Origin of the sequence: Citrobacter sp. Res13-Sevr-PEB04-36 (genome assembly GCF_015672735.1) — a bacterium.
GTDB lineage: Bacteria > Pseudomonadota > Gammaproteobacteria > Enterobacterales > Enterobacteriaceae > Citrobacter.
Genome location: NZ_JADABY010000065.1, coordinates 116608 through 141594, shown reverse-complemented (window position 1 = coordinate 141594; position 24987 = coordinate 116608). Strand labels below are relative to the sequence as shown.

Here is a 24987-nt window from a genome sequence, read left to right as displayed (position 1 = left end):
GGGCATATGCCGCCTGCCGGCGTATGCCCGAGCTATCCGGAGAACATCATGGGCAAACTCAAATTTCCCAGCGCGTATACCATTCTGTTTATTCTCATTGCACTCGTCGCGGTTATGACCTGGATTGTCCCGGCAGGGAAATACCAGATGGCGATGAATACCACACTGGGTAAAGAGGTTCCGGTTGCGGGCACTTATGCCCCCACGGAGGCGCATCCACAAGGTATTACCGCCGTACTGCTGGCACCAATCGATGGTCTGTATAACCATGAGACCTACACCGCTGGCGCTATCGATGTCGCGCTTTTTGTCCTGATCATCGGTGGCTTTCTGGGCATAGTGAATAAAACCGGAGCCATCGACGCCGGAATCGAACGCGTGACGGTCAGGCTAAACGGCAAAGAAGAGTGGATGATCCCCATCCTGATGGGATTATTTGCGGCTGGGGGAACGATTTACGGGATGGCGGAAGAGTCGCTCCCGTTCTACACACTGCTAGTGCCGGTCATGATGGCCGCCCGATTCGATCCGCTGGTTGCCGCAGCGACCGTTCTGCTCGGCGCGGGAATTGGTACCCTCGGCTCCACCATTAACCCTTTCGCAACGGTTATCGCAGCAAATGCTGCCGGGATCCCCTTCACCCAAGGAATGCTGATGCGCATTCTGCTGCTGATCATCGGCTATGTTATCTGCGTCATCTGGGTGATGCGCTATGCGCGAAAAGTTCGCAGCCATCCAGAGTTGTCTATCGTGGCGGATAAAATGGATGAAAATCGCGTCCATTTTCTCGGTAATCGCGCCAATACCAACCTTGAATTCACGGCAACGCGTAAATGGATCCTGCTAATTTTCGCAGCGGCCTTTGCGGTAATGATATATGGGGTTGCCGTACTCGGATGGTGGATGGCGGAAATATCCGGTGTCTTTCTGGCCTCGGCAATTATTGTCGGCGTTATCGCCCGGATGAGTGAAGAGGCCTTCACCAGCACGTTCATTGACGGCGCGCGGGATCTGCTCGGGGTAGCGCTGATTATTGGTATTGCGCGCGGCATCGTCGTGGTGATGGATAACGGCATGATAACCCACACCATTCTGCACAGCGCCGAGAATTTAGTCTCCGGTCTCTCTACCACCATTTTCATCAACGTGACCTACTGGCTGGAGGTTTTACTGTCCTTCCTGGTGCCTTCATCTTCAGGTCTTGCGGTTCTCACCATGCCGATTATGGCCCCGCTGGCCGACTTCGCCCATGTCCCCAGGGACCTGGTCGTCACCGCGTACCAATCCGCTTCCGGCATTGTGAATCTGATTACCCCCACTTCAGCCGTCGTGATGGGAGGGCTGGCCATCGCTCGCGTCCCTTACGTGCGGTATCTGAAATGGGTCGCCCCACTGGTGCTCATTCTGACGCTACTTAACATGGCAGTCCTAAGTATCGGTGCCATGCTGTAACCCTTTTAGCCGTCGGAAATCGACGGCTTTTTAGATCATTCTCTCGTTTTTCTACACAACCGCCCGTTTAAGCCGTTATTGATACTGTAAATGTGGTGAATTCCTCCATCACATTGATATGAATAATAAATATAAGGTGTTTTTATGAAGGAATTCGATGACTGCTCTGCCAAAGAGCAGCAACAACTGGCGATTTGCCAGCGTCTGATTACAGAAAGAAGCTATTTGTCTCAGGAGGCTATTCGCCGAGATCTGCAAAACCAGGGCTTTGCCGGCATTAGTCAGTCAACGGTTTCTCGCCTGCTAAAATTGCTCGGCGCCATAAAGATAAGAAATACCAAAGGGCAAAAAATTTATTCTGTAAATCCTCAATCTCGGCCGGCGCCTGATGCCGCGCGATCCATTGCTGAAATGGTGGTTAGCATTGAACACAATAGCGAGTTTATCCTCATCCACACCGCTGCGGGATATGGTCGCGCGGTTGCCAGAATCCTCGACTACCACGCTTTGCCAGAAATTCTTGGTGTCATTGCGGGCAGCAGTATTGTCTGGGTCGCACCACGGGTAGTGCAGCGAACTGGCCTGGTTCACAAGCAGATTAATTATTTACTTAAGATGAATTAAAATTCATAAGAACCGTTTGCGATGAATAATTTGTGCATTATTCGCTTGATCCTATAACGCAGCTGAGTATAATCGCCGACAATTTGCCGGGAGGATCTATGGTTCAGTGTGTACGACATTTTGTCTTACCGCGTCTGAAAAAAGACGCTGGCCTGCCGTTTTTCTTCCCGTTGCTCACCATTCTAAGCCCCTCAATTGAGGGGCTTTTTTTTTGCCCAGGCGTCAGGAGATAAACATGGCTAACCCGCTCTATCACAAACACATCATTTCCATAAACGACCTCAGCCGCGATGACCTCAATCTGGTACTCGCGACGGCGGCGAAACTAAAAGCCCACCCGCAGCCGGAACTGTTGAAACATAAGGTGATTGCCAGCTGTTTCTTCGAAGCCTCAACCCGCACCCGTTTATCTTTTGAAACCTCGATGCACCGTCTGGGCGCCAGCGTGGTGGGATTCTCTGACAGCAGCAACACCTCACTGGGCAAAAAAGGTGAAACGCTGGCTGATACTATTTCCGTTATCAGCACCTACGTCGACGCCATTGTAATGCGTCATCCGCAGGAAGGCGCCGCACGTCTGGCCACCGAGTTCTCCGGCAATGTGCCGGTACTGAACGCGGGCGATGGCTCTAACCAGCATCCAACCCAAACGCTGCTGGACCTGTTCACCATTCAGGAAACGCAGGGACGTCTGGACAATCTGCAGATAGCGATGGTGGGCGACCTGAAATATGGCCGTACCGTTCACTCTCTGACCCAGGCGCTGGCGAAGTTCGAAGGCAACCGCTTCTACTTTATCGCCCCGGACGCGCTGGCAATGCCGCAATACATTCTGGACATGCTGAATGAAAAAGGTATCGCCTGGAGCCTGCACGGTACGATCGAAGAAGTGATGGCGGAAGTAGACATTCTCTACATGACTCGCGTACAGAAAGAACGTCTGGATCCGTCCGAATACGCCAACGTGAAAGCACAGTTTGTTCTGCGCGCCAGCGATCTGGCTGGTGCCAGAGAGAACATGAAGGTGCTGCATCCGCTGCCGCGCATTGATGAGATCACCCCCGACGTCGATAAGACACCGCACGCCTGGTATTTCCAGCAGGCAGGCAACGGCATCTTCGCCCGCCAGGCGTTACTGGCACTGGTACTGAATAGCGAACTGGCACTGTAAGAGGACATGACGATGACACACGATAACAAACTGCAGGTTGAAGCCATCAAACGTGGCACCGTGATTGACCATATTCCCGCGCAGGTTGGTTTTAAGCTGCTGACGCTGTTCAAACTGACAGAGACCGACCAGCGTATCACCATCGGTCTGAACCTGCCGTCTGGTGAGATGGGCCGTAAAGACCTGATCAAAATTGAAAATACCTTCCTGACCGACGAGCAGGTCAACCAGCTCTCGTTGTACGCCCCGCAGGCCACGGTAAATCGCATTGATGACTATGATGTTGTGGGTAAATCACGCCCCAACCTGCCGGAGCGTATCGATAACGTGCTGGTCTGCCCAAACAGCAACTGCATCAGCCACGCCGAGCCAGTTTCATCCAGTTTTGCAGTGAAAAAACGCGCCGATGACATCGCACTCAAATGCAAATACTGTGAAAAAGAGTTTTCGCATTATGTGGTGCTGGCCAACTAATTGGGGTTGGTTATGAGATCCCGGCTCCCGTTACACATAATCGTTCGTGATGCATCGAGGCGGCAAGTCCGATTATCCCAGGGAGCATAGTAAACTATGTGACCAGGGTAAGAGGACGTAGCCAACGAGGAGGCAGTGTGAAGGATGACGTGTATAATGGCCGGGAACATTCTATTACCGCTGTAATTCAGGAGAAATCATGAGCAAGACTATCGCGACGGAAAATGCACCAGCAGCAATCGGCCCATACGTTCAGGGCGTAGACCTGGGTAGCATGATTATCACTTCCGGTCAGATCCCGGTTGATCCAAAAACCGGTGCAGTATCGGAAGACGTGTCCGCTCAGGCGCGTCAGTCGCTGGAAAACGTGAAAGCTATCGTAGAAGCAGCAGGCCTGAAAGTTGGCGACATCGTAAAAACTACGGTCTTCGTTAAAGACCTGAACGATTTCGCAACCGTCAACGCCACCTACGAAGCGTTCTTCACCGAGCACAACGCCACCTTCCCGGCACGCTCTTGCGTGGAAGTGGCCCGTCTGCCAAAAGACGTGAAAATCGAGATTGAAGCGATCGCCGTTCGTCGCTAAACCTTCTTGTGCCGGATGGCGGCTTCGCCTTTTCCGGCTTGGGGAAGCGTAGTTTGCAGGCCCGGTAAGCGCGAGCGCCACCGGGCATTTATTACAGTACGCCAAACAATTTCGGCAGGAACAACGAAATCGCCGGAATATACGTCACCAACATCAGCACCAGGAACAGCACCGCATAGAACGGCAGCATCGCCTTCACCACCTGCTCAATCTTCTGCTTACTCACCGCACTGGCGACAAACAGCACCGATCCTACCGGCGGCGTAATCAGGCCAATCCCTAAGTTCACCAGCATGATCATGCCAAAATGCACCGGATCGATACCCAGCGCGTTAGTCACCGGCAGCAGGACCGGAGTCAGGATCAGGATCAGCGGCGCCATGTCCATCAGCGTGCCGATCAGCAGCAGCATGATGTTAATGCACATCAGGATGACGTATTTGTTGTCCGAGATGCTGGTGAAGGCTTCGGTGATACGCATCGGCAACTGCATATAGGTCATAACGGCGCCGAATGCAGCGGCAAAGCCGATCAGGATCATCACGATAGTGACCGTTTTCACCGTACGGAACATCAGCTTCGGCAGCTCAGACCATTTATAGTCACGATAAATAAACATAGTGACAAAAAAGGCCCACAGACAGGCGATGGCCGCGGATTCCGTTGCGGTAAAGATACCTGAGAGGATCCCGCCCATGATGATCACAACGGTCATCAGGCCCCACAGCGTGTCGACAAAAATCTTCAACGCCTGGCGAAACGGTACGCGCTCCCCTTTTGGATAACCGCGTTTGTGCGCAAACGCCACGCACATCACCATCAGGCTAAAGCTCAACAGCAGACCCGGTAAGATCCCAGCAATGAACAGCGCGGCGATAGATACCGTGCCGCCGGTCGCCAGTGAATAAATCACCGAGTTATGGCTGGGCGGCGTCAGGATCGCCTGAACCGATCCGCTGGCGGTCACCGCCGCCGCAAAATCGCGCGGGTAACCTTTTTTGTCCATCTCCGGGATCATCACTGAACCAATAGAGGCGGTGTCGGCCACGGACGAGCCCGAAATCGCGCCAAAAAAGGTGGAGGCCACAATATTCACCAGCGACAGCCCACCGCGAATAAAGCCCACGAAAATATAGGCAAAATTCACCAGCCGACGCGCAATCCCGCCTTCGGCCATAATCGCCCCGGCCAGAATAAAGAATGGGATCGCCAGCAATGAAAATTTATTCACCCCGCTGGTCAGCTGGATCATCACCGCTTCCAGCGGGATATCAATGTACCAGGCGCCAATAATCGCGCTAATACCCACCGCGTACGCTACCGGTACCCCAATCGCCAGCATAATGCCGAGCGTAAAGACGAGAATAAATGCATCCATCTGCTTTCCTTTCTGAAATGGGGGCGGTAACTAGCTGGTCGAACCCAGCATGACAACAGGACGTTGGTACTGCGGACCACGGCAGATCTTCTCAACAATAAAAAGCAGCGTGATGGCAGAGCCAATCGGCAACGGCAGGTAGTTTTGCCCGGCGCTTAATAGTGGGAATTCCGCCACCGGCTGTTCCCACAGTTCAAGACACAGCGTGGTGCCGTACCAGAGAATAAACAGGCTAATCGCCGTCAGCATAATATCGGCGACAAGAGAGCAGTAACGGCGGGCGGTTTCACCCAAACGATCGGTCACCATACTTACCGCGATATGCGAACCTGCGCGATAACTCACCGCGGCGCCAATAAAGGTGAATGTCACCATACAGAGAATAGCGACAGGCTCAGGCCATGACAGGGCATTGTTCAGAACATAACGTGCAAATATCCCAACAGGAATAATGGCGACCATCACTAATAATGCCATACCGGCAATCCACATTGAGACCCGGTAAAAAAAATCCATTACCGATGAATAGCATTCACCCATAATCATCACCTCAAATTAATCAAAAGACTCAGGCAGATGGCGTGTACCATCCGCCTGATGAACTACTTCACATCCTGAATACGTTTGATCAAGTCTTGGTGATCTTTACCGTAATTATCCCTTACTGACTGCGTGGCTTTATAGAAAGCATCGGTATCAATATCGTGGAACTGCACACCATTGGCTTTCATGGTTTCCAGTGATTTCGCATTATAAGCTTCCCACAATTTACGCTGTTCTACCTGCGCTTCTTTCGCGAGCTTAATAATGAGATCCTGATCTTCTTTTTTCAATTTATCCCATTTCGTTTTCGAGAACAGGAATAACTCAGGAATAATAAAATGTTTGCTCCAGGTGTAGTTTTTAACCACCGGTAAATAGTTGTGCGCCACAAACGTTGGCGGGTTGTTTTCCGTGCCATCAATAACGCCGGTCTGCATGCCGCTAAACACTTCGCTGACGCCCATGACAATGGAGTTCGCCCCCATCGCTTTTAAGGTATCCAGTGCGATTGGACTGGCCTGTACGCGGATTTTCATCCCGTGTAAATCCTCTGGCTTCACAACTGGGTTTTTGGTGATCAGGTTGCGCGTACCGGCATCCATCCAGCCAAGGAACACCAGTCGTGATTTGCCGTTTGCCGTCAAACGGTCGCCAATCTCCTGGCCAATCATCCCATCCAGCACCTTATGCATATGGTCTTCATCGCGGAAAATATACGGCAGGGTAAAGACGTTAATTTCAGGGAGTATGGCGGCGACCGGGGTCATTGAGACACGAATAATATCGATGGCGCCTAATTGCGCCTGCTCAATCATCTGTTTTTCGTCGCCTAATACACCGCCGGGGAAGGTTTTAATCTCCAGACGCCCGTCGGTTGCCGCACTGAGTTTCTCCCCCATGTGCTTCACGGCAACAACGTTCGGGTAATCAGCCGGATGCACATCGGCTGCGCGGAAGGTTTGGGCTAACGCGGTATGACTGGCCAGCAAGACTGACGCGCCAATACACAGACTTAACAGGTTTTTTGTCAGTTTCATTTGTCCTTCTCCAGAAGTTCATAATTTCCATTAATAGAAATGGCGTGCAGAGCAAATGACTGCCGGAATTAAAAATGGGCAGTGAGAAACTTTCTTAACGACGTTACCTGAGCAGACTAGCTGGTGTAACAATTTATTTCGATGACTATCTTCACAAAAAAACATCAATGCTAATAATTTTTAGCACGCTGTTTCATTTTTGCAACGGAGATCGTTTTATTGAGAAAAAACAAAAGGCGAGAACGGGATATGTTAATACTTTACCCCGTTAGTATTTCAATAAAATTAAAACACAAATATTGCGAGGGAATATCTTCGAATGAAAAAGAAAAATGCCGAATGGCTGAACCCGCACCATTCGGCAGAGAAACGAAACGGTTATTGCCAGCCGTAACGGCGGCTATAAAAACCTTTCACTAATTGGGTCAACGTCATGTAACCCGCCAGAATCGCAATCAGCCACGGGAAGTAGCTCAGTGGCAGTGCCTGCAATTGCAGATAGCCCGCCAGCGGGGAGAATGGTAGCGCAATCCCCACCACCATCACTACCAGCGTCATCAACATTAACGGCCATGCGGCGCGGCTCTGGATAAACGGCACGCGGCGGGTACGGATCATATGCACAATCAGCGTTTGCGACAGCAGTCCCACCACAAACCAACCCGACTGGAACAACGTCTGGTGCTCTGGCGTATTGGCATGGAAGAAGAACCACATCAGGCAAAAGGTCAGAATGTCGAAGATCGAGCTAATCGGTCCAAAGAACAGCATAAAGCGCCCCAGTTCGGCGGGATTCCAGCGCTGTGGTTTTTTGATCTGCTCTTCATCGACGTTATCAAACGGGATTGCCACCTGGGATACATCGTACAGCAGGTTCTGGATAAGCAAGTGTAACGGCAGCATTGGCAGGAACGGCAGAAATGCGCTCGCTACCAGCACGCTAAAAACGTTACCAAAGTTAGAACTGGCCGTCATTTTGATGTACTTCAGCATGTTGGAGAAGGTTCGACGTCCCTCGATCACCCCTTCTTCCAGCACCATCAGGCTCTTTTCCAGCAGGATGATGTCTGCCGCTTCACGGGCGATATCGACCGCACCATCCACGGAGATACCAATGTCCGCCGCGCGCAATGCCGGAGCATCGTTGATACCATCCCCCATAAAGCCGACCACGTGGCCTTCACGTTTGAGTAGGGTCACAATGCGTTCTTTGTGCATCGGCGTCAGGCGGGCAAACAGCGTGGTGCGCTGGGCAAGCGCTGCCAGCTCGTCATCACTCAATCCTTCAATGTGACTACCAATCACCACCTCTCCTGCATCCAGACCGACTTCATGACACACCTTCGCCGCCACCAGTTCGCTGTCGCCGGTGAGGATTTTCACCGTAATGCCGCTGGCCTTCAGCGCCTTCAGCGCCGGGGCGGTGGTCTCTTTCGGTGGATCGAGGAATGCGATGTACCCTTCAAGGATCAGGTCAGACTCATCAATACGCTGGTAGTCCCCTTCACGTGCGGGCAGGTATTTAGTTGCCACCGCCACCACACGTAGCCCCTGACGGTTCAGCGTGTCGGTCACGCGCTTCACCCGACGCAACATGTTGTCGTCCAACGGAACAATTTCGCCATTGTGGCGCACCTGGGTACAGACGTTGAGGATCTCCTGCAGCGCCCCCTTGCACACTAGCTGGTGTACATCGCCCACTTCTGCCACCACCACCGACATGCGGCGGCGTTCGAAATCAAACGGGATCTCATCGATTTTCTGCCAGCGGGTCGAGAGTTGACGCGCCGACTCTTCATCCACGCCTTCCAGCACTGCCGTATCCAGCAGGTTCTTGAGTCCGGTCTGATAATGACTGTTCAGCCATGCGGAATGCAGAACATGCTCGCTGGGCTTACCGGAGATATCGGTATGATTCTCCAGCACAATTTTATCCTGAGTCAGCGTACCGGTTTTATCGGTGCACAGAATATCCATCGCACCAAAGTTCTGGATGGCGTCGAGGTGCTTAACGATAACTTTTTGTTTTGACAGCTTCACAGCCCCACGCGCCAGCGTTGAGGTGACGATCATCGGCAGCATTTCTGGCGTTAAACCTACCGCCACGGACAGGGCAAATAACGCCGCTTCCCACCAGTCGCCTTTGGTATAGCCGTTGATGATCAGCACAATCGGCGCCATCACCAGCATAAAGCGGATCAGCAGCATACTGACGCGGCTGATCCCTTTCTGGAAAGCATTTTGCTCGCTTTCCTGCTCGGTCACGCGACCTGCCAACTGCCCAAACCAGGTGTTAGCCCCGGTAGAAATGACGATCGCCTGCGCCGTACCGCTCACCACGTTGGTGCCCATAAAGCACAGGGTATCGCACTCCAGCGGGTTGTTTTGCTGCGGGTCACGGCTGGTCGCCACTTTCTCAACCGGCAGTGATTCACCGGTCAGCGAGGCCTGCGCCACAAACAGATCGCGCGCCTGAACGATACGTAAATCCGCCGGGATCATATCCCCCGCAGCCAGTTTGATGATGTCGCCGGGCACGAGCTGATCGATAGGCAGCTCAACCCAGCCGTTTTCTCCTGTCTCGTTAACCACCCGCAGAACCGTGGCGGTGTTGCTGACCATCGCTTTTAGCGCATCCGCCGCTTTAGTGGAACGCGCCTCCTGGACAAAATTCAACAGCGTCGAGATACACACCATCAGGGCGATCACACCTGCGGCAAACAGATCCTCGGTGGCATAAGAGATCCCGCCCAGAATAGTGAGCAGAATATTAAACGGGTTGCGGTAACAGACCCACAGATGCACCCACCACGGCGACGGTTTCTGCGCTGGCAGCTGGTTTTCGCCGTGCTGCTCACGGGCGCTTTCCACTTCTGCGGCATTCAAGCCTTCAGGGTGTGTGTTAAAGGTTTTCCACAGCGCCTCTTCGTTCATCAGCGCCATCTGCAGGCAATGTTCACTCAGAGAAGGCGGGATCGGCGTGCTGGCAACGGTCTGGGCATTCGGTAACGGATCGCGGTGCACCAGACGATGCGGTAAATGACGGTTCAGCCGGGCAAACAGTTGGCGGGTGATATTTTTAAACATAGGCAGTCCCTCTGCACCGGTATCAACAGGTGCAGTGAATCCTTCAGGCGTGGCAAAGCCTTGCCTGATGGCAATCATAAAATCACAACAGGGACGTCAGAACGTCACTGTCTTACGCATCCGGTAAGACAGTGAAAACGGGCTTACCGGAAAGAGGGGGTTCTCCATTTCGGGAGAGGGGTGGGATCGGGATCCATATAGCCTCCGGTAAGTGAATGATTTGCGCTGCGGATTATACGCAGAAAACCATAAGGTTTGTGACAATTATGGCGGTATGATAAAGCACTAAAACTAAACATATACACAATAGCATTCAGGTTGCATCAAGACGGCAAGTGAATAAATCCCCAGGCGCGTACAGAGAGTACGTGACCAGGGGAAATGAACGCAGCCAACGCAGAGACTGCCTGAAGGATAAAGTGTATAAAGCAGACTTTGCCCATTGCACTGTGCTTGAGTAAAGTTATTCTCTTTTAGCATAACTTCACACGCGACACGGGAAAACAGGATGCAAAATCGGCTGACCATTAAAGACATCGCCCGCTTAAGCGGTGTGGGAAAATCAACCGTTTCCCGCGTCCTCAACAATGAAAGCGGCGTCAGCGAGCGCACCCGCGAACGCGTTGAGGCGGTGATGAATCAGCACGGTTTTTCGCCTTCCCGCTCAGCCCGCGCCATGCGTGGGCAAAGTGACAAAGTGGTGGCAATTATCGTCACGCGCCTGGACTCACTTTCCGAGAATCTGGCCGTACAGACCATGCTGCCCGTGTTTTACGAGCAGGGTTACGATCCCATCATGATGGAAAGCCAGTTCTCGCCCGAGTTAGTAGAAGAACATCTGGGTATGCTCAAACGCCGCAACATTGACGGCGTGGTGCTGTTCGGTTTTACCGGCATTACCGAAGCGATGATCGCCTCCTGGCAGGACTCTCTGGTTCTACTGGCAAGGGACGCGAAAGGCTTTGCCTCTGTCTGTTATGACGATGAAGGCGCAATCCATACCCTGATGCAGCGTTTGTACGATCGCAAACACCGCCATATCAGCTTCCTTGGCGTTCCGCACAGTGACGTGACCACCGGCCAGCGCCGCCATGAAGCCTACCTGGCCTTTTGTAAAAAACACAAACTGCATCCTGTTGCCGCCCTGCCGGGTCTCGCCATGAAGCAGGGCTATGAACACGCCGCCGATGTCATTACTCCGGAGACCACCGCTTTAGTGTGCGCCACAGATACCCTGGCTCTTGGTGCCAGCAAATATTTGCAGGAACAGCGCATTGAGCATCTGCAGTTGGCGAGCGTAGGCAGTACACCGCTGATGAAATTCCTCCATCCGGAGATCGTCACCGTCGATCCTGGTTACGCTGAAGCCGGACGACAGGCGGCTTTACAGCTGATCGAGCAGATCAACGGCCGCAGCGAACTCCAACAAATCGTGGTTCCCGTCACCCTTTCCTGATCGCTTTCTGAACGCTAATTTGTGATCTTCGCTGCGTTTCGGGAACGTTCCCATTTTTAAATATTCAGTGAAGATATACTCTGGCGCCAGGTCAACAACAGGGCTTAATCATGAGCAAAGTAAAACAAGCGGATATCGACCGGCTGATTGAGCTGGTAGGCGGGCGCGACAATATAGCCACGGTGAGTCATTGCATCACGCGCCTGCGTTTTGTGCTGAATCAGCCCGCGAATGCCAGGCCGAAAGAGATCGAACAGCTGCCGATGGTCAAAGGTTGCTTCACCAACGCCGGGCAGTTCCAGGTCGTGATTGGCACCGAGGTTGGCGATTACTACAAAGCGCTGCTGGCCACCACCGGACAGGCCAGTGCCGACAAAGAGCAGGCAAAAAAAGCCGCGCGACAGAACATGAAGTGGCACGAGCAACTGATCTCGCACTTCGCGGAGATCTTCTTCCCACTGCTACCTGCGCTCATCAGCGGCGGCCTGATCTTAGGTTTTCGCAATGTGATCGGCGATCTGCCAATGAGCAATGGTCAGACATTGGCGCAGATATACCCGTCGCTGAAAACCCTCTATGACTTCCTGTGGCTAATCGGTGAAGCGATCTTCTTCTATCTGCCGGTTGGGATCTGCTGGTCGGCGGTGAAGAAAATGGGCGGCACGCCGATCCTCGGCATCGTGCTCGGCGTCACGCTGGTTTCGCCGCAGCTGATGAACGCATATTTGCTGGGCCAGCAGGTGCCGGAAGTATGGAACTTCGGCCTGTTTACTATCGAAAAAGTCGGCTATCAGGCGCAGGTCATTCCGGCTCTGCTGGCGGGTCTGGCACTTGGATTAATTGAAACTCGCCTGAAACGCCTCGTCCCGGATTACCTGTATCTGGTGATCGTTCCGGTATGCTCACTGATCCTCGCGGTGTTCCTCGCCCACGCGTTTATTGGTCCGTTTGGTCGCTGGATTGGCGATGGCGTCGCCTTTGCCGTGCGTCATCTGATGACCGGCAGTTTTGCCCCGATCGGCGCGGCGCTGTTTGGCTTCCTGTACGCCCCGCTGGTGATCACCGGCGTACACCAAACCACGCTCGCCATCGACATGCAGATGATCCAAAGCATGGGCGGTACGCCGGTATGGCCGCTGATCGCACTGTCAAATATCGCCCAGGGTTCGGCGGTAATAGGGATTATCATCGCCAGCCGCAAGCAAAACGAACGTGAAATCTCGGTACCTGCCGCTATCTCCGCCTGGCTCGGCGTGACCGAACCAGCGATGTACGGCATCAACCTGAAATACCGCTTCCCGATGCTGTGCGCAATGATCGGTTCCGGCCTCGCCGGTCTGCTGTGCGGCCTGAACGGCGTGATGGCGAACGGAATTGGCGTCGGTGGTATACCTGGCATCCTCTCCATCCAACCCACTTACTGGCAGGTGTTTGGCCTGGCGATGGTCATCGCGATTGTTATCCCGATGGTGCTGACCTCGTTCGTCTACCAGACGTAAGTACCGTCAGGGCACATTACAAATTGTCTGACTCTTTTTTGGGGTGCCATTGCACCCCTTCGCATTTGCAGGAAACCACAATGACTATTCCACACTGGTGGCAAAACGGCGTTATCTATCAGATTTACCCCAAGAGTTTTCAGGACACCACCGGCAGCGGCACCGGCGATTTGCGCGGCGTCACGCAGCGCCTCGACTATCTGCAAAAACTGGGCGTCGATGCGATATGGCTGACCCCTTTCTACATTTCGCCACAAGTTGATAACGGCTACGACGTAGCTGACTATCTGTCCGTCGACCCGGCCTACGGCACGCTGGATGACTTCGACGAACTGGTGGCGCAGGCAAAAGCGCGCGGCATACGCATTATTCTCGATATGGTGTTTAACCATACATCGACGCAGCACGCCTGGTTTCGTGACGCGCTGGATAAAGACAGCCCGTATCGTCAGTTCTATATCTGGCGCGATGGTACGCCTGAGGCCTGTCCGAACAACTGGCGCTCCAAGTTTGGCGGCAGTGCCTGGGACTGGCACGCCGCAAGCGAACAGTATTATCTACACCTCTTTGCCCCGGAACAGGCCGACCTGAACTGGGAGAATCCGGCGGTACGCGCCGAGCTAAAAAAAGTGTGCGAGTTCTGGGCCGATCGTGGCGTAGACGGACTGCGCCTCGACGTGGTGAATCTGATCTCCAAGGATCAGCACTTCCCGAGCGATCCTGACGGCGATGGCCGCCGTTTTTATACCGACGGCCCGCGTGTGCATGAATTCTTACGCGAGATGAACCGCGATGTCTTCACCCCACGCAGCCTGATGACGGTGGGTGAAATGTCCTCCACCACGCTGGCACATTGTCAGCAATACGCCGCACTGGACGGCAGCGAATTGTCGATGACCTTTAACTTCCACCACCTGAAAGTCGATTACCCGAATGGTGAGAAGTGGTCGTTAGCCAAACCGGATTACGTGGCGCTGAAAGCCCTGTTCCGCCACTGGCAGCAGGGCATGCACAATCAGGCCTGGAACGCGCTGTTCTGGTGTAATCACGATCAGCCACGCATCGTTTCACGCTTTGGCGACGAAGGACAATACCGCGTTCCAGCCGCCAAAATGCTGGCAATGGTGCTACACGGGATGCAGGGCACGCCTTATATCTACCAGGGTGAAGAAATTGGCATGACCAACCCACATTTCCGCCGGATAACCGATTATCGCGACGTCGAAAGCCATAACATGTTTGCCGAGCTGAACGGCCAGGGACGCGATGCGCAAGAACTGTTGGCGATCCTCGCCAGTAAATCCCGCGATAACAGTCGCACGCCAATGCAATGGGACACCAGCAAACACGCAGGATTTACCCAGGGTGAGCCGTGGATCAACCTATGCGACAACGCGGCAGACATCAACGTTGCTGCAGCGCTAAGGGAAACCGATTCGGTGTTTTACGCCTATCAGAAGCTGATTGCCTTACGCAAAACAGAGCCGATTCTCACCTGGGGCAATTATCAGGATCTGTTACCGGACAGCCCGCACATCTGGTGCTATCAACGCGAATGGCAGGGACAGCGACTGCTGGTCGTTGCCAACCTGAGCAACACCTTCCAGCCCTGGCAACCCACTTCCTCCCGCGAAAACTGGCAGGTATTGATGCACAACTATGATGAGGTCGCCAGCCAACCTGCAGATATGACGCTGCGCCCTTTTGAAGCCGTCTGGTGGCTGCAAAAATAGCTTGATTTTAGCTTCTGGCCCGGTACGCATAGCGCTGCCGGGCTTCGCTGTATATGCTCAGCTTACCTTCCTGTTTTTGCTGAATAAATAATCAGAATATTCCAAGGCTCCTTTACAATCGCTGTACTGCCCGTCATCTGTACGCTCCAGTTTTTACTTTGCGCTACATCAATAAAATCGTAAACATCCTTGATGCAAATCACTACATATAGAACTTAAAATGCACGCCGACCCAATATGTTGTATTAATCGGCTACAATTGCTACAACGACATTTCCCTCGGTAACGGTGGAAATGTGGATAAATAGGGTCTGGATTACGGGAAGTCATTGGATAGAGAGATGAATAAACCAATGAGCGCTTCCCAACCTCTGTGGATAACCTGTTCTTATAAATATGGAGTGATCATGACACCGCATGTGATGAAACGAGATGGCTGTAAAGTGCCGTTTAAATCAGAGCGCATCAAAGAAGCCATTCTGCGTGCAGCTAAAGCAGCGGGAGTCGATGACGCAGATTACTGTGCCACCGTCGCAGAAGTCGTTAGCAGCCAGATGAATGAGCGCAGCAAGGTCGATATCAACGAGATCCAGACAGCGGTGGAAAACCAGCTGATGTCTGGCCCGTACAAACAACTCGCCCGTGCGTACATCGAATATCGCCACGACCGTGATATCCAACGTGAAAAACGTGGCCGCCTGAACCAGGAAATTCGTGGTCTGGTTGAGCAAACCAACTCCGCGCTGCTGAACGAAAACGCCAACAAAGACAGTAAAGTGATCCCGACCCAGCGCGATCTGCTGGCCGGTATTGTTGCCAAGCACTATGCGCGCCAGCACCTATTGCCACGTGATGTGGTCCAGGCGCACGAGCGCGGTGATATTCACTACCACGATCTCGACTACTCACCGTTCTTCCCAATGTTTAACTGCATGCTGATCGACCTGAAAGGCATGCTGACACAGGGCTTTAAGATGGGTAACGCGGAGATTGAGCCGCCAAAATCTATCTCTACCGCGACCGCTGTCACCGCACAAATTATCGCGCAGGTTGCCAGCCACATTTACGGCGGCACCACCATTAACCGTATCGACGAAGTTCTCGCCCCGTTCGTGACCGAGAGCTTTAACAAGCACCGTAAAACCGCAGAAGAGTGGCAGATCCCGGATGCAGACGGTTATGCGCATTCCCGTACCGAGAAAGAGTGCTACGACGCATTCCAGTCTCTCGAGTATGAAGTGAACACGCTGCATACCGCCAACGGTCAGACGCCGTTTGTAACCTTTGGTTTTGGTCTGGGAACTAGCTGGGAATCACGTTTGATCCAGCAGTCCATTCTGCGTAACCGCATTGCCGGTCTGGGTAAAAATCGTAAAACCGCCGTGTTCCCGAAACTGGTGTTCGCGATTCGTGACGGCCTGAACCACAAGTTTGGCGATCCGAACTACGACATCAAACAGCTGGCGCTGGAATGCGCAAGCAAGCGTATGTATCCGGACATCCTGAACTACGATCAGGTAGTGAAAGTAACCGGTTCGTTCAAAACCCCGATGGGCTGTCGCAGCTTCCTCGGCGTATGGGAAAACGAGAACGGCGAACAGGTTCACGACGGGCGTAACAACCTCGGCGTCATCAGCCTCAACCTGCCGCGTATTGCGCTGGAAGCACACGGTGATGAAGCCACCTTCTGGAAACTGCTCGACGATCGCCTGATACTGGCGCGTAAAGCACTGATGACCCGCATCGCGCGTCTGGAAGGCGTAAAAGCGCGCGTGGCGCCAATCCTGTATATGGAAGGTGCCTGCGGCGTGCGTCTGAAAGCCGACGATGATGTGTCTGAAATCTTTAAAAACGGCCGCGCGTCGATCTCTCTGGGCTACATCGGTATTCACGAAACCATCAACGCGCTGTTTGGCGAAGAACACCTGTACGATAGCGAGCAGCTTCGCGCCAAAGGCATTGCCATTGTTGAACGCCTGCGTCAGGCGGTCGATCAGTGGAAAGACGAGACCGGTTACGGCTTTAGCCTGTACAGCACGCCAAGTGAAAACCTGTGCGACCGCTTCTGCCGTCTGGATACCGCCGAATTTGGCGTGGTGCCGGGCGTGACCGACAAAGGTTACTACACCAATAGCTTCCACCTCGACGTGGAGAAGAAGGTTAACCCGTACGACAAAATCGATTTCGAAGCGCCGTACCCGCCACTGGCAAGCGGTGGCTTCATTTGCTACGGCGAATACCCGAACATTCAGCACAACCTGAAAGCGCTGGAAGACGTCTGGGATTACAGCTATCAGCATGTGCCGTATTACGGGACCAATACGCCAATCGATGAATGCTACGAGTGCGGCTTTACCGGTGAGTTCGAGTGCACCAGCAAAGGCTTCACCTGCCCGAAATGCGGTAACCACGACGCTGCTCGCGTGTCGGTCACCCGTCGCGTCTGCGGTTATTTAGGCAGCCCGGACGCACGTCCGTTTAACGCCGGTAAGCAGGAAGAAGTGAAGCGCCGCGTGAAGCACTTAGGTAACGGGCAGATCGGTTAATTTCCGTTTGCAAAGGCCGTAGGCCTGATAAGACGCAATCGCGTCGCCATCAGGCATCACAATGTTGCCGGATGCGGTGCAAGCACCTTATCCGGCCTACATGCTTTCTGGACATCCTCTATGCAATACCATCAATATTACCCCGTCGACATCGTCAACGGTCCCGGCACGCGCTGCACGCTGTTCGTATCAGGATGCGTGCATGAATGCCCCGGCTGCTACAACAAAAGCACCTGGCGGCTGAACTCCGGCGAGCCGTTTACCAAAGAGATGGAAGATAAGATCATTGCCGATCTCAACGACACGCGCATTCATCGCCAGGGGATCTCGCTGTCCGGCGGCGATCCGCTGCATCCGCAAAACGTGCCGGATATTCTAAAACTGGTACAGCGCATTCACGCTGAGTGTCCTGGGAAAGACATCTGGGTGTGGACCGGCTACAAGCTTGATGAACTTAACGCCGCACAGATGCAGGTAGTCGATCTCATCAACGTGCTGGTCGACGGCAAATTTGTGCAGGATCTGAAAGACCCGGCGCTTATCTGGCGCGGCAGCAGCAACCAGGTGGTACATCATTTGCGTTAATTTGCCAGCATCTTTATCGCCGTGGTGGGAAAATGCCTATTAAAAACGGCTCACGCACTCCATGGCGACCGTTTTGAACTCGGCAAAATTCTGACACGCACAAAGCCGCGTCATGGCGCGTTCGCGCAGGAAGGTGACAAAAATATCGTAGATGGCCATCGCTTCTTCATATTCACTTTTACTGATAGCGAGCAAGAAGATCACGTGCGCGGTTTCGTCTCCCCAGGCGATACCCTGTGGGGCGAGCACCGTATAGACCACCGTTTTTTTAGCCAGCAAACCGAGGGAGTGAGGCAGGGCAATACTGTCACCCAGCAGGGTGCTGACGATAGCCTCGCGCTCAACGACGGAGTCGAGAAATTCCGCATCGACAAAGCCTTCATCCTGCAGTTGGCGACATAACGTGTTGAACAGCGTCTGTTGATCCATCTGTTCATTAATAATGCGAAAATGGGCAGCATCGAAGAATTTGTTCAGCATCCACGGGCGGGTTCGGTCCACCAGCACCAGCTTACCTATCTGCTCCAACTGATAATCAGTAGGAAACGGGGCGATCATCACCACGGGCTTATCTTTTTCATTAATCCGTGCGGTAGAAATCACGAAGTCTTCACTGATGGCGTCCCGTTGCTCGTATTCGCGCAGCGTCACGGTGCCGGCTACCTCAATCTGCGGATATTTACGCGCCAGCACCGCTTCAATCATGCGCACCATGGCGTTTCCCGCGTCGCAAACCAACAGCACACGAGGCTGTCGCTGGTAACCGATGTTGTAACTACGTTCCAGCCCAACGCCAATGTGCAGCACGAGGAAGCCAATCTCATTTTCGCTAATGGTATACGGGGTGTATTTCCCCCACCCCGACACGGCGGCCAGCGTCATGTCCCATGCCATCGGATAGTGCTGTTTAATATTTTCCAGCAGCGGATTGGGGATCATGATCTGGTAGCGTACCCGGGTGATCATGGTCTTAATATGGGTCAGTAGATCGGCATGCAGTTGCCGATCGTTCATCAGGTTGTAATTGTACTGGGTATTGATAAAACGCAGGATGTAATTGACCAGCGCTTCGTCATCATCGGCATTGATGGTGCTGGGAGGGATCTCCTGTACCTGACGGGCGGCAATATGCACTTTCAGCCAGTTCTCCTCAAAAACGGAGAGCGGTTTGTCTGCTAACTGGTGCAGAACCGATGCAATTTCCCGCGTTGCCAGGCACACTTCGCTCTCCACCTCTTCTGCGACGAATTCCGGCAGCGGATAACCCTCGCTAATCCGGCGTACCGCCACTGCACAATATAAGCGCAGAAAAAGCTCACCCTCGTCGGTCAGGCGAATATGAAAGCGGGTAAAAATATCCTGTAAAACCGGCTGCAGCTGTTGTGGGACACCTGCATTGAGCGCTTCTTCCATCACCAGCGGATGGGTCGGGTCATGCTGCGCCAGCGTCCACAGAAGATCGGTCAGACAGGCGCGGATCGCCATCTCACTGCCAAACAGCTTCATCCCATGTCGGGGGCGCGTTTCCAGCGTCAGTCGATACCGTTGCAGGTGCTCACGCACGTCCGCCATGTCGTTTTGCAGCGTCGCCCGGCTGATGAACCATTCATCAGCTAAATCTTCCAGCTTCAGCGAAAAGGCCGATGTCAGAAAACGAACCACCAGCCAATGTACCCGCTCCTGGCTGGTACGTGGGATGCGCAGCAACCGCTCGGGCTGCTGCGTTTGCAGTGCGCGGTAGCTTGCTGGATCGTCAATTTTCAACTGGTAGCCGTTGCCTCTGCTGAGGACAAACTGCGCGCCATACGGGGTGAGGAGCGCGTTCAATGCGGTGATATCAGCCCTGACCGTGCGTGTGGAAACCGACAACCGCTGCGCCAGCTCATCCTGCGGCAGCGCCTCGCTTTGCAGCATGTCAAACAGCTGCGCTAAACGTTGGTTGGGGAATCGCACATCAGTTTCCTCACTAGTCAGTTAACCTACGCAGGCCCGGGTCATTGCCAACAGCTGGCGCACATCGTCAGGCCGGGTGTTGCCGCTCACCTTATCAATAATAGAACTATAAATGTGAGGAATGATTTTGCTCACACCGGCATCAAGGGCAATCTGCAAAATCTCAGCGAAGTTATCCAGGTCGATGCCACCCGTGGGCTCCAGCCAGAAGTCATGATGAGCGCAGGCTTCAGCTACTGCTTTATACTCGTCGCGGCATTGCAGACCGCCCATCGGAAAGTATTTAATCGAGCTGCCGCCCATGTCTTTCAGCAGTGCAATGGCGGTTGCCACCGGTACCACGCCATCCGCAGACTGGCTGCTGAGCGGGCCGGTGGAGATCTTCACCCAGCCCGGCGTGCCGGTGGGCGAAACCAGACCGTTGACCACCGTTTGACGTTGCCCCAGCAGCGCCCGGCTGGTCGCCACGCCGGTGAACACCTGGTTAACGTGCTGCGGCTGCACATGACGGGAGATTTCACTGACCATCGCCGACTGATTCGGATCGCCCGCTCCGAGGCCAACAGAGAGTGCATTATCGATAAGCGCCGCGTACTCACGCATATCCGCCACCGCGCTTTCAACGCTCGGGTAATTTTTAGAGAGCACGCCGACCAGCACATGACCTTCGGCCGCCGCGTAAATATCGCTGGCGTTCTCTTTTGACCCCGCCAGCACGTTCAGGCAGACGCGATCGCGATAAAAGTTAGGCGTCAGTTTCATGCTTTTTTCTCCTGCCCGGTCACGTCCGCAATACGACGAGCCACAATCTCCAGCTGCGCGCGGTCTACGCTGCGCACGTCCGCTTCAATAATGCCTTCGTTGGCCTTGTAGCCACGGAAGTAGATCGCATACTCGCCCTGCTTAAGCGCCTCAACCAGCTCACCGGTGGCGATCCCGGTTACCGCTTCGTCAAACTTAATTTCGGTACGCGCAATATCGCGCCCTGCGCTGTCCCACACCACGCGCGCGCTGACGCCATTGAAGGTATTCAGCGTATTAATAAACGGCGTCATTTTTTCGACCATCTCTGCGCCGCTCTCTTTCTGCGCGTTGAGGTACAATTCAATAGCGCAGGTCAGCCCGAGAATACCCTCTTTGCCAACCTTCATCGCCCGGCCAATGCCCGCAGTCTGGCGTTTCACCCACTCCACATATTGTGTTTTACCAATCACCAGGCCGCTGGTTGGCCCTTCGATCGCCTTGGCGCCGCTGTAAATCACCAGGTCCGCGCCGACACGGTAGTAGCACTGCAAATCCTCTTCCGCCGCCGCATCCACAATCAGCGGCAAATTATGCGTACGTGCGACCACGGCGGCCTGCTCTACGCTGAGCATGCTTTTTTGTACGCAGTGATGTGATTTGATATACAGAATGGCCGCCGTACGCGGTGAAATAGCGGCTGCCAGCTGCGCCGCCGAGCATTCATTGGCATAACCAGCCTCGACTAACTTGCCGCCGCCAAGCGCCACCATGCTGCCAACCGGTGCGCCAAAATTAACGTTGTGGCCACGAGGCAGCACGATTTCGTTGTTGTCGATTGGCGTGGCGTGCAGGTTTTCCAGCAGCCAGTCGCTGTCTTTCACCAGCACCGCCGCCACCGATAAGGCAATCCCCGCCGAGGCGCAGGACACCACCGTGGCGCCCTCAACCTCGAGCAACTTCGCGATGTAGTATCCGGTTTTATTGACCAGATCTTTCATTTCAAAGTACTGATTCATCCCCGCCATCGCGGCCTGTACCACTTCAGGTCGCGGCGTGGAGACGCCGAGTGCCGTCATACGGCCAGAGGTATTAATCACCTGTTTTAAATGGTATTTCTCAAAAATCGAAGGCATGTTCCGCGCTCCCTTGTTCGGTCATATAGCCCTTGCCTGCACGTATTGCAGCAAGCGGCACCAACAGTTGCTCAGCCTGCAGGCTGATATTTTCTGCATCCACCAGCACGGTAGGCTGGCGCTTCAGCGTAAAGAGGGTCAGGTCAGCATCCAGACCAACCCGAAGTCGGCCTTTATTTTTCAGGCGCAGGCCGTCGGCGGCACTGGCGGTCACGCACTCGATGACCTGCGGGAGCGACATACCGATGGCGAGAAATTTCGACATTACATTCGCCAGCGAATGCACCGGGCCACTGATACGGTTGCGGCAGTAAATGTCTGAGCTGATGGTGTGCGGCAAAATGCCTAAGCTAATAGCGCGTTTCGCCACCGCAAAGCTCAGGCTGGCGGTACCGTGTCCGACATCGAGGCGTACGCCGCGCGAAATCGCCCGCGTCACCGAGGCCCGCAGTTCGCCTTTTGGCGTCAGAATACGGTTCGGTTTACCGTTATAGCAGTGGGTAATAATGTCGCCCGCCGTCAGGCGTTCGGCTACCTCATCCAGATCCGGCGGGTTGTTACCGATGTGCACCATTAGCGGCAGGTCACCATTCTGCGCTTGCATGGTTTTGGCGTGGTCCAGCGGGGTAATGCCATTTTCGCCGACCACGCTGCTGCTCATCCGCGCCTTCAGGCCGACAATAAAATCCGGGTGACGTTGCACCGCCTGCTTTACCGCGTCAGCGTCGATATTAGCCATATTGGCCAGCTCGTTTTGCGCAATCAGCCCCACACGGGAAATGTTCAGCAAGGCATAAACGTCGGTGGTCGCTTCGCGAGTTAAGGTATAGAAATCATCAATATCGTCAGCGCCGGTGCTGCCGGCATCCACCACCGTGGTCACGCCGGTGGCAATCCCAATGCTGTCAGGCTGGTCATGATAAATCGGGGATTTCGGGTAGCAGTGGACGTGAGAATCAATCCACCCGGCGCTGACGTAGCACTCACCGCGTAAATCGACAGTTTTCACCGCCGGATCGGTTATCTCGCCCAGCGCCGCAATTTTGCCGTCCTTGACCGCAATATCGCTCACCGTATCGTCTACCAGACGCGCATGGCGCAGGAGTAAATCAAACATCACACTCTCCTGTAGAAAGAGGAAATCGGTTGCCGGATGGCGACATAAATGTCTTATCCGGCCTACAACGAGTACGATGCTGTAGGCCTGATAAGCGCAGCGCCATCAGGCAATTAGCTAATCGCAATCGGGAAAATGGAACCGAGGATCATGGCCCCGAGGATCGCACCGCCAGTGATCGGTTTCTGCCACAGGTAAAACAGCAGCGCCCCGGCCAGAGAACCGACGCCGATAGGGATGGAAGCCGTCATGGCGCTAAGGATGATCAGCGGTCCAAGGAAGCGACCAGAGGCGTTACCGGCGCCCATCATCACGTCCGCCCCGTAGGTCGAATCGCTCTGGTTGATGGTGAACTTACGCGCCAGAATGATGATGTAGCCAATCGCCAGACCAATCACCAGACCGGTGACCAGCGAGGCAGCAAAGTTAGCGACCGGGAAAATAATGCCAGCACCCAGCAGCAGTGCCGGCACGCCCAAGCCAACGCCGGTCTGGATGGCCCCGCCGATGTCCAAAATCCCCACCAGCGAACCTTCAATAATGCGGGCAAACAGGAAGCTCGCGCCAAACGCCGCTACCGCTCCGTAAGAACCGGTGTCCATTCCCGCTTTCAGCATTGCCACGAAGGCCACTTCGTTAAACGCACCGATGCCATACAGGTAGTACATGTGCGTCCCGGCAAAGACGCCGGAGGAGAGCAGGCCCACGAAGATCGGGAATGACCAGTCGGCGAACCAAAAACCTTTATTCTGTTCCATTGTGGCCTCCGTTATTTGCCGCTGAGTGAGTTGTGGATCAGTTCCAGCCAGTTCGGCACGGTCAGATGGAAGGATTCGATCATCTTCATATCGAAGCCGCGGAAGAAACCGCTCAGCACGAACAGTGCGACGATAGCCACCATCATCACTTTAGTGACGTGGTTCCAGCCGCTCTCTTCGACGCCTTTACCAATCAAAATACCGAGTACCAGACCCGGTACGGCGTTGCCCATAATCAGCTGCGCCGCGCCACCAAATACGGTCGCCCAGAAGCCCGATTTCTTGCCGGCATCGATCGCCGCCAGCCAGAAGATCACCGGCATCACGGTGTTGACCAGCAGGTTTGCCGCCGGTACCAGCACCTTCACGGCGGTAACCTGCAGCGCAGCCGGTACGGATGACGCAGTGAGGTTCAGGAAGGTCACAACAATCATGCCAATCACGCCACAGGCAATCGCCATGCGTCTGGGGTCATGCAGCGTTTCACCGACATTACGGTTTTTGAGCATCAATGCCGCCGCACCCCAGTTAGGGATGATGCGGTGGTCAACGTCCTGCGTGAACGCGCCCGCCGCAACGGATGAAGCCCAGGCGTTGAAGAAGAAGCCCAGGCCAAATGAGAAGTGAGAAGCAGGATCCCCTTCACAGGAATTCAGCTCCCCCAGAGTACGAAACGCGCCCATCCCCTGAGAGGTAGGCGCATGAAACATGCGTGCAGCCCCAGCGCCGACACCTACGCCGACCAGCGCGCCGATGATGAGCGATTTTATTAATATTATCAGGAACATAATTATGCCTTTTAATAGTGAATCAGCGTTGCGTGACGAAATCCACCTTCTCAAGATTGATGGCAGTCACGTTGACGGTCACATCCAGCTCCACGCTGAAGGTGCGTCTTTCGCGGCGCAAAAAGAGGAATAAAAACGCCTCTTTACGCACCGTTTCACGCGCTTGAACAACCTGCACATCCTGTGGCTCAATACGCAGTAAGATATGCGGCGACCCTTTCATCACCGCGGCCTGAACGTGGTTCAGGGCATCAGCAAAGGCGCGCGCTTTGGCGTCACCCTTACCCGTGACTCTCACCGTTGTGGTGAATTGCTCTTTCATA

22 protein-coding genes and 1 pseudogene are annotated in these 24987 nt (G+C 54.1%); 11 read left to right on the top strand and 12 right to left on the bottom strand.

Annotated elements, in window-relative coordinates; translation table 11 throughout:
* Positions 1-48 precede the first annotated feature (48 nt).
* On the top strand, positions 49-1452 hold the full coding sequence (locus tag IMQ48_RS19000; protein WP_196210231.1) for a YfcC family protein: 1404 nt from the start codon (positions 49-51) through the stop codon (positions 1450-1452).
* A gap of 144 nt (positions 1453-1596) precedes the next feature.
* Entirely contained in the window at positions 1597-2076 is a 480-nt protein-coding gene (locus IMQ48_RS18995) for an arginine repressor (RefSeq protein ID WP_196210230.1), read from the top strand.
* On the opposite strand, the gene IMQ48_RS18990 is transcribed toward IMQ48_RS18995, so the two are convergent.
* Entirely contained in the window at positions 2073-2195 is a 123-nt protein-coding gene (locus IMQ48_RS18990; RefSeq protein WP_096758503.1) for a hypothetical protein, read from the bottom strand. The two genes, IMQ48_RS18995 and IMQ48_RS18990, sit on opposite strands and share 4 nt — an antisense overlap.
* On the opposite strand from IMQ48_RS18990, the gene pyrL reads away from it, so the two are divergent.
* The 4 genes from pyrL to ridA all read left to right on the top strand — a co-directional run bounded on the left by pyrL (position 2175) and on the right by ridA (position 4307).
* On the top strand, positions 2175-2309 hold the full coding sequence (pyrL, locus tag IMQ48_RS18985) for a pyr operon leader peptide (RefSeq protein WP_135323330.1): 135 nt from the start codon (positions 2175-2177) through the stop codon (positions 2307-2309). The genes IMQ48_RS18990 and pyrL overlap by 21 nt on opposite strands.
* Before the next feature lie 2 nt (positions 2310-2311).
* The gene (pyrB, locus tag IMQ48_RS18980; protein WP_196210229.1) at positions 2312-3247 is read left to right on the top strand and encodes an aspartate carbamoyltransferase; all 936 of its coding nucleotides are present in this window, start codon (positions 2312-2314) and stop codon (positions 3245-3247) included.
* Between the two features lie 12 nt (positions 3248-3259).
* On the top strand, positions 3260-3721 hold the full coding sequence (gene pyrI, locus IMQ48_RS18975; RefSeq protein WP_196210228.1) for an aspartate carbamoyltransferase regulatory subunit: 462 nt from the start codon (positions 3260-3262) through the stop codon (positions 3719-3721).
* A 199-nt stretch (positions 3722-3920) separates the two neighbouring features.
* Positions 3921-4307: a 2-iminobutanoate/2-iminopropanoate deaminase gene (ridA, locus tag IMQ48_RS18970; protein WP_071696512.1), complete on the top strand. Its 387-nt coding sequence runs from the start codon at positions 3921-3923 to the stop codon at positions 4305-4307.
* 91 nt (positions 4308-4398) lie between these two features.
* On the opposite strand, the gene IMQ48_RS18965 is transcribed toward ridA, so the two are convergent.
* The 4 genes from IMQ48_RS18965 to mgtA form a co-directional block, all read right to left on the bottom strand.
* Positions 4399-5685, bottom strand: a complete 1287-nt coding sequence (locus IMQ48_RS18965; protein ID WP_045439183.1) for a TRAP transporter large permease — start codon at positions 5683-5685, stop codon at positions 4399-4401.
* Between the two features lie 30 nt (positions 5686-5715).
* Positions 5716-6225, bottom strand: coding sequence for a TRAP transporter small permease (locus tag IMQ48_RS18960; RefSeq protein ID WP_196210227.1), 510 nt, complete (start codon positions 6223-6225; stop codon positions 5716-5718).
* Positions 6226-6287: 62 nt separating this feature from the next.
* Positions 6288-7265, bottom strand: a complete 978-nt coding sequence (locus IMQ48_RS18955; protein ID WP_196210226.1) for a TRAP transporter substrate-binding protein — start codon at positions 7263-7265, stop codon at positions 6288-6290.
* Positions 7266-7643: 378 nt separating this feature from the next.
* Complete coding sequence (gene mgtA, locus IMQ48_RS18950; protein WP_196210257.1) at positions 7644-10352, bottom strand: magnesium-translocating P-type ATPase; 2709 nt, start codon at positions 10350-10352, stop codon at positions 7644-7646.
* Positions 10353-10860: 508 nt separating this feature from the next.
* Here mgtA and treR point away from each other — a divergent pair.
* The 5 genes and pseudogenes from treR to nrdG all read left to right on the top strand — a co-directional run bounded on the left by treR (position 10861) and on the right by nrdG (position 18171).
* Positions 10861-11808 (top strand): trehalose operon repressor TreR, encoded by a 948-nt coding sequence (treR, locus tag IMQ48_RS18945; protein WP_196210225.1) that lies wholly within the window; start codon positions 10861-10863, stop codon positions 11806-11808.
* A 110-nt stretch (positions 11809-11918) separates the two neighbouring features.
* Positions 11919-13338 (top strand): annotated as a pseudogene (treB, locus tag IMQ48_RS18940) (PTS trehalose transporter subunit IIBC).
* A 49-nt stretch (positions 13339-13387) separates the two neighbouring features.
* Entirely contained in the window at positions 13388-15040 is a 1653-nt protein-coding gene (gene treC, locus IMQ48_RS18935) for an alpha,alpha-phosphotrehalase (protein ID WP_196210224.1), read from the top strand.
* A gap of 407 nt (positions 15041-15447) precedes the next feature.
* Complete coding sequence (gene nrdD / locus IMQ48_RS18930; protein WP_196210223.1) at positions 15448-17586, top strand: anaerobic ribonucleoside-triphosphate reductase; 2139 nt, start codon at positions 15448-15450, stop codon at positions 17584-17586.
* Positions 17587-17706: 120 nt separating this feature from the next.
* Positions 17707-18171 (top strand): anaerobic ribonucleoside-triphosphate reductase-activating protein, encoded by a 465-nt coding sequence (gene nrdG, locus IMQ48_RS18925; protein WP_196210222.1) that lies wholly within the window; start codon positions 17707-17709, stop codon positions 18169-18171.
* 39 nt (positions 18172-18210) lie between these two features.
* On the opposite strand, the gene IMQ48_RS18920 is transcribed toward nrdG, so the two are convergent.
* From IMQ48_RS18920 to IMQ48_RS18890, 7 genes are all read right to left on the bottom strand, one after another.
* Entirely contained in the window at positions 18211-20124 is a 1914-nt protein-coding gene (locus IMQ48_RS18920) for a BglG family transcription antiterminator (protein WP_196210221.1), read from the bottom strand.
* Positions 20125-20145: 21 nt separating this feature from the next.
* Positions 20146-20886: a KDGP aldolase family protein gene (locus IMQ48_RS18915; RefSeq protein ID WP_196210220.1), complete on the bottom strand. Its 741-nt coding sequence runs from the start codon at positions 20884-20886 to the stop codon at positions 20146-20148.
* Positions 20883-22001, bottom strand: coding sequence for a DgaE family pyridoxal phosphate-dependent ammonia lyase (locus IMQ48_RS18910; protein WP_196210219.1), 1119 nt, complete (start codon positions 21999-22001; stop codon positions 20883-20885). Before IMQ48_RS18910 ends, IMQ48_RS18915 begins: the two co-directional genes overlap by 4 nt.
* A complete protein-coding gene (locus IMQ48_RS18905) occupies positions 21985-23118 on the bottom strand; it encodes an amidohydrolase/deacetylase family metallohydrolase (RefSeq protein WP_196210218.1) in 1134 nt (377 codons plus the stop codon). The genes IMQ48_RS18910 and IMQ48_RS18905 overlap by 17 nt, the downstream gene beginning before the upstream one ends.
* A 113-nt stretch (positions 23119-23231) precedes the next feature.
* A complete protein-coding gene (locus IMQ48_RS18900; protein ID WP_096758519.1) occupies positions 23232-23876 on the bottom strand; it encodes a DUF4310 family protein in 645 nt (214 codons plus the stop codon).
* Between the two features lie 11 nt (positions 23877-23887).
* Positions 23888-24664, bottom strand: a complete 777-nt coding sequence (locus IMQ48_RS18895; protein ID WP_096758520.1) for a DUF4311 domain-containing protein — start codon at positions 24662-24664, stop codon at positions 23888-23890.
* 22 nt (positions 24665-24686) lie between these two features.
* Positions 24687-24986: a DUF4312 family protein gene (locus IMQ48_RS18890; RefSeq protein ID WP_096758521.1), complete on the bottom strand. Its 300-nt coding sequence runs from the start codon at positions 24984-24986 to the stop codon at positions 24687-24689.
* Between the last annotated feature and the right edge of the window lies 1 nt (position 24987).

Coding starts and splice junctions, on each gene's coding strand:
- IMQ48_RS19000 (WP_196210231.1), top strand. CDS start 49: ATGGGCAAACTCAAATTTCCCAGCGCGTATACCATTCTGTTTATTCTC.
- IMQ48_RS18995 (WP_196210230.1), top strand. CDS start 1,597: ATGAAGGAATTCGATGACTGCTCTGCCAAAGAGCAGCAACAACTGGCG.
- pyrL (WP_135323330.1), top strand. CDS start 2,175: ATGGTTCAGTGTGTACGACATTTTGTCTTACCGCGTCTGAAAAAAGAC.
- IMQ48_RS18990 (WP_096758503.1), bottom strand. CDS start 2,195: ATGTCGTACACACTGAACCATAGATCCTCCCGGCAAATTGTCGGCGAT.
- pyrB (WP_196210229.1), top strand. CDS start 2,312: ATGGCTAACCCGCTCTATCACAAACACATCATTTCCATAAACGACCTC.
- pyrI (WP_196210228.1), top strand. CDS start 3,260: ATGACACACGATAACAAACTGCAGGTTGAAGCCATCAAACGTGGCACC.
- ridA (WP_071696512.1), top strand. CDS start 3,921: ATGAGCAAGACTATCGCGACGGAAAATGCACCAGCAGCAATCGGCCCA.
- IMQ48_RS18965 (WP_045439183.1), bottom strand. CDS start 5,685: ATGGATGCATTTATTCTCGTCTTTACGCTCGGCATTATGCTGGCGATT.
- IMQ48_RS18960 (WP_196210227.1), bottom strand. CDS start 6,225: ATGGGTGAATGCTATTCATCGGTAATGGATTTTTTTTACCGGGTCTCA.
- IMQ48_RS18955 (WP_196210226.1), bottom strand. CDS start 7,265: ATGAAACTGACAAAAAACCTGTTAAGTCTGTGTATTGGCGCGTCAGTC.
- mgtA (WP_196210257.1), bottom strand. CDS start 10,352: ATGTTTAAAAATATCACCCGCCAACTGTTTGCCCGGCTGAACCGTCAT.
- treR (WP_196210225.1), top strand. CDS start 10,861: ATGCAAAATCGGCTGACCATTAAAGACATCGCCCGCTTAAGCGGTGTG.
- treC (WP_196210224.1), top strand. CDS start 13,388: ATGACTATTCCACACTGGTGGCAAAACGGCGTTATCTATCAGATTTAC.
- nrdD (WP_196210223.1), top strand. CDS start 15,448: ATGACACCGCATGTGATGAAACGAGATGGCTGTAAAGTGCCGTTTAAA.
- nrdG (WP_196210222.1), top strand. CDS start 17,707: ATGCAATACCATCAATATTACCCCGTCGACATCGTCAACGGTCCCGGC.
- IMQ48_RS18915 (WP_196210220.1), bottom strand. CDS start 20,886: ATGAAACTGACGCCTAACTTTTATCGCGATCGCGTCTGCCTGAACGTG.
- IMQ48_RS18910 (WP_196210219.1), bottom strand. CDS start 22,001: ATGCCTTCGATTTTTGAGAAATACCATTTAAAACAGGTGATTAATACC.
- IMQ48_RS18905 (WP_196210218.1), bottom strand. CDS start 23,118: ATGTTTGATTTACTCCTGCGCCATGCGCGTCTGGTAGACGATACGGTG.
- IMQ48_RS18900 (WP_096758519.1), bottom strand. CDS start 23,876: ATGGAACAGAATAAAGGTTTTTGGTTCGCCGACTGGTCATTCCCGATC.
- IMQ48_RS18895 (WP_096758520.1), bottom strand. CDS start 24,664: ATGTTCCTGATAATATTAATAAAATCGCTCATCATCGGCGCGCTGGTC.
- IMQ48_RS18890 (WP_096758521.1), bottom strand. CDS start 24,986: ATGAAAGAGCAATTCACCACAACGGTGAGAGTCACGGGTAAGGGTGAC.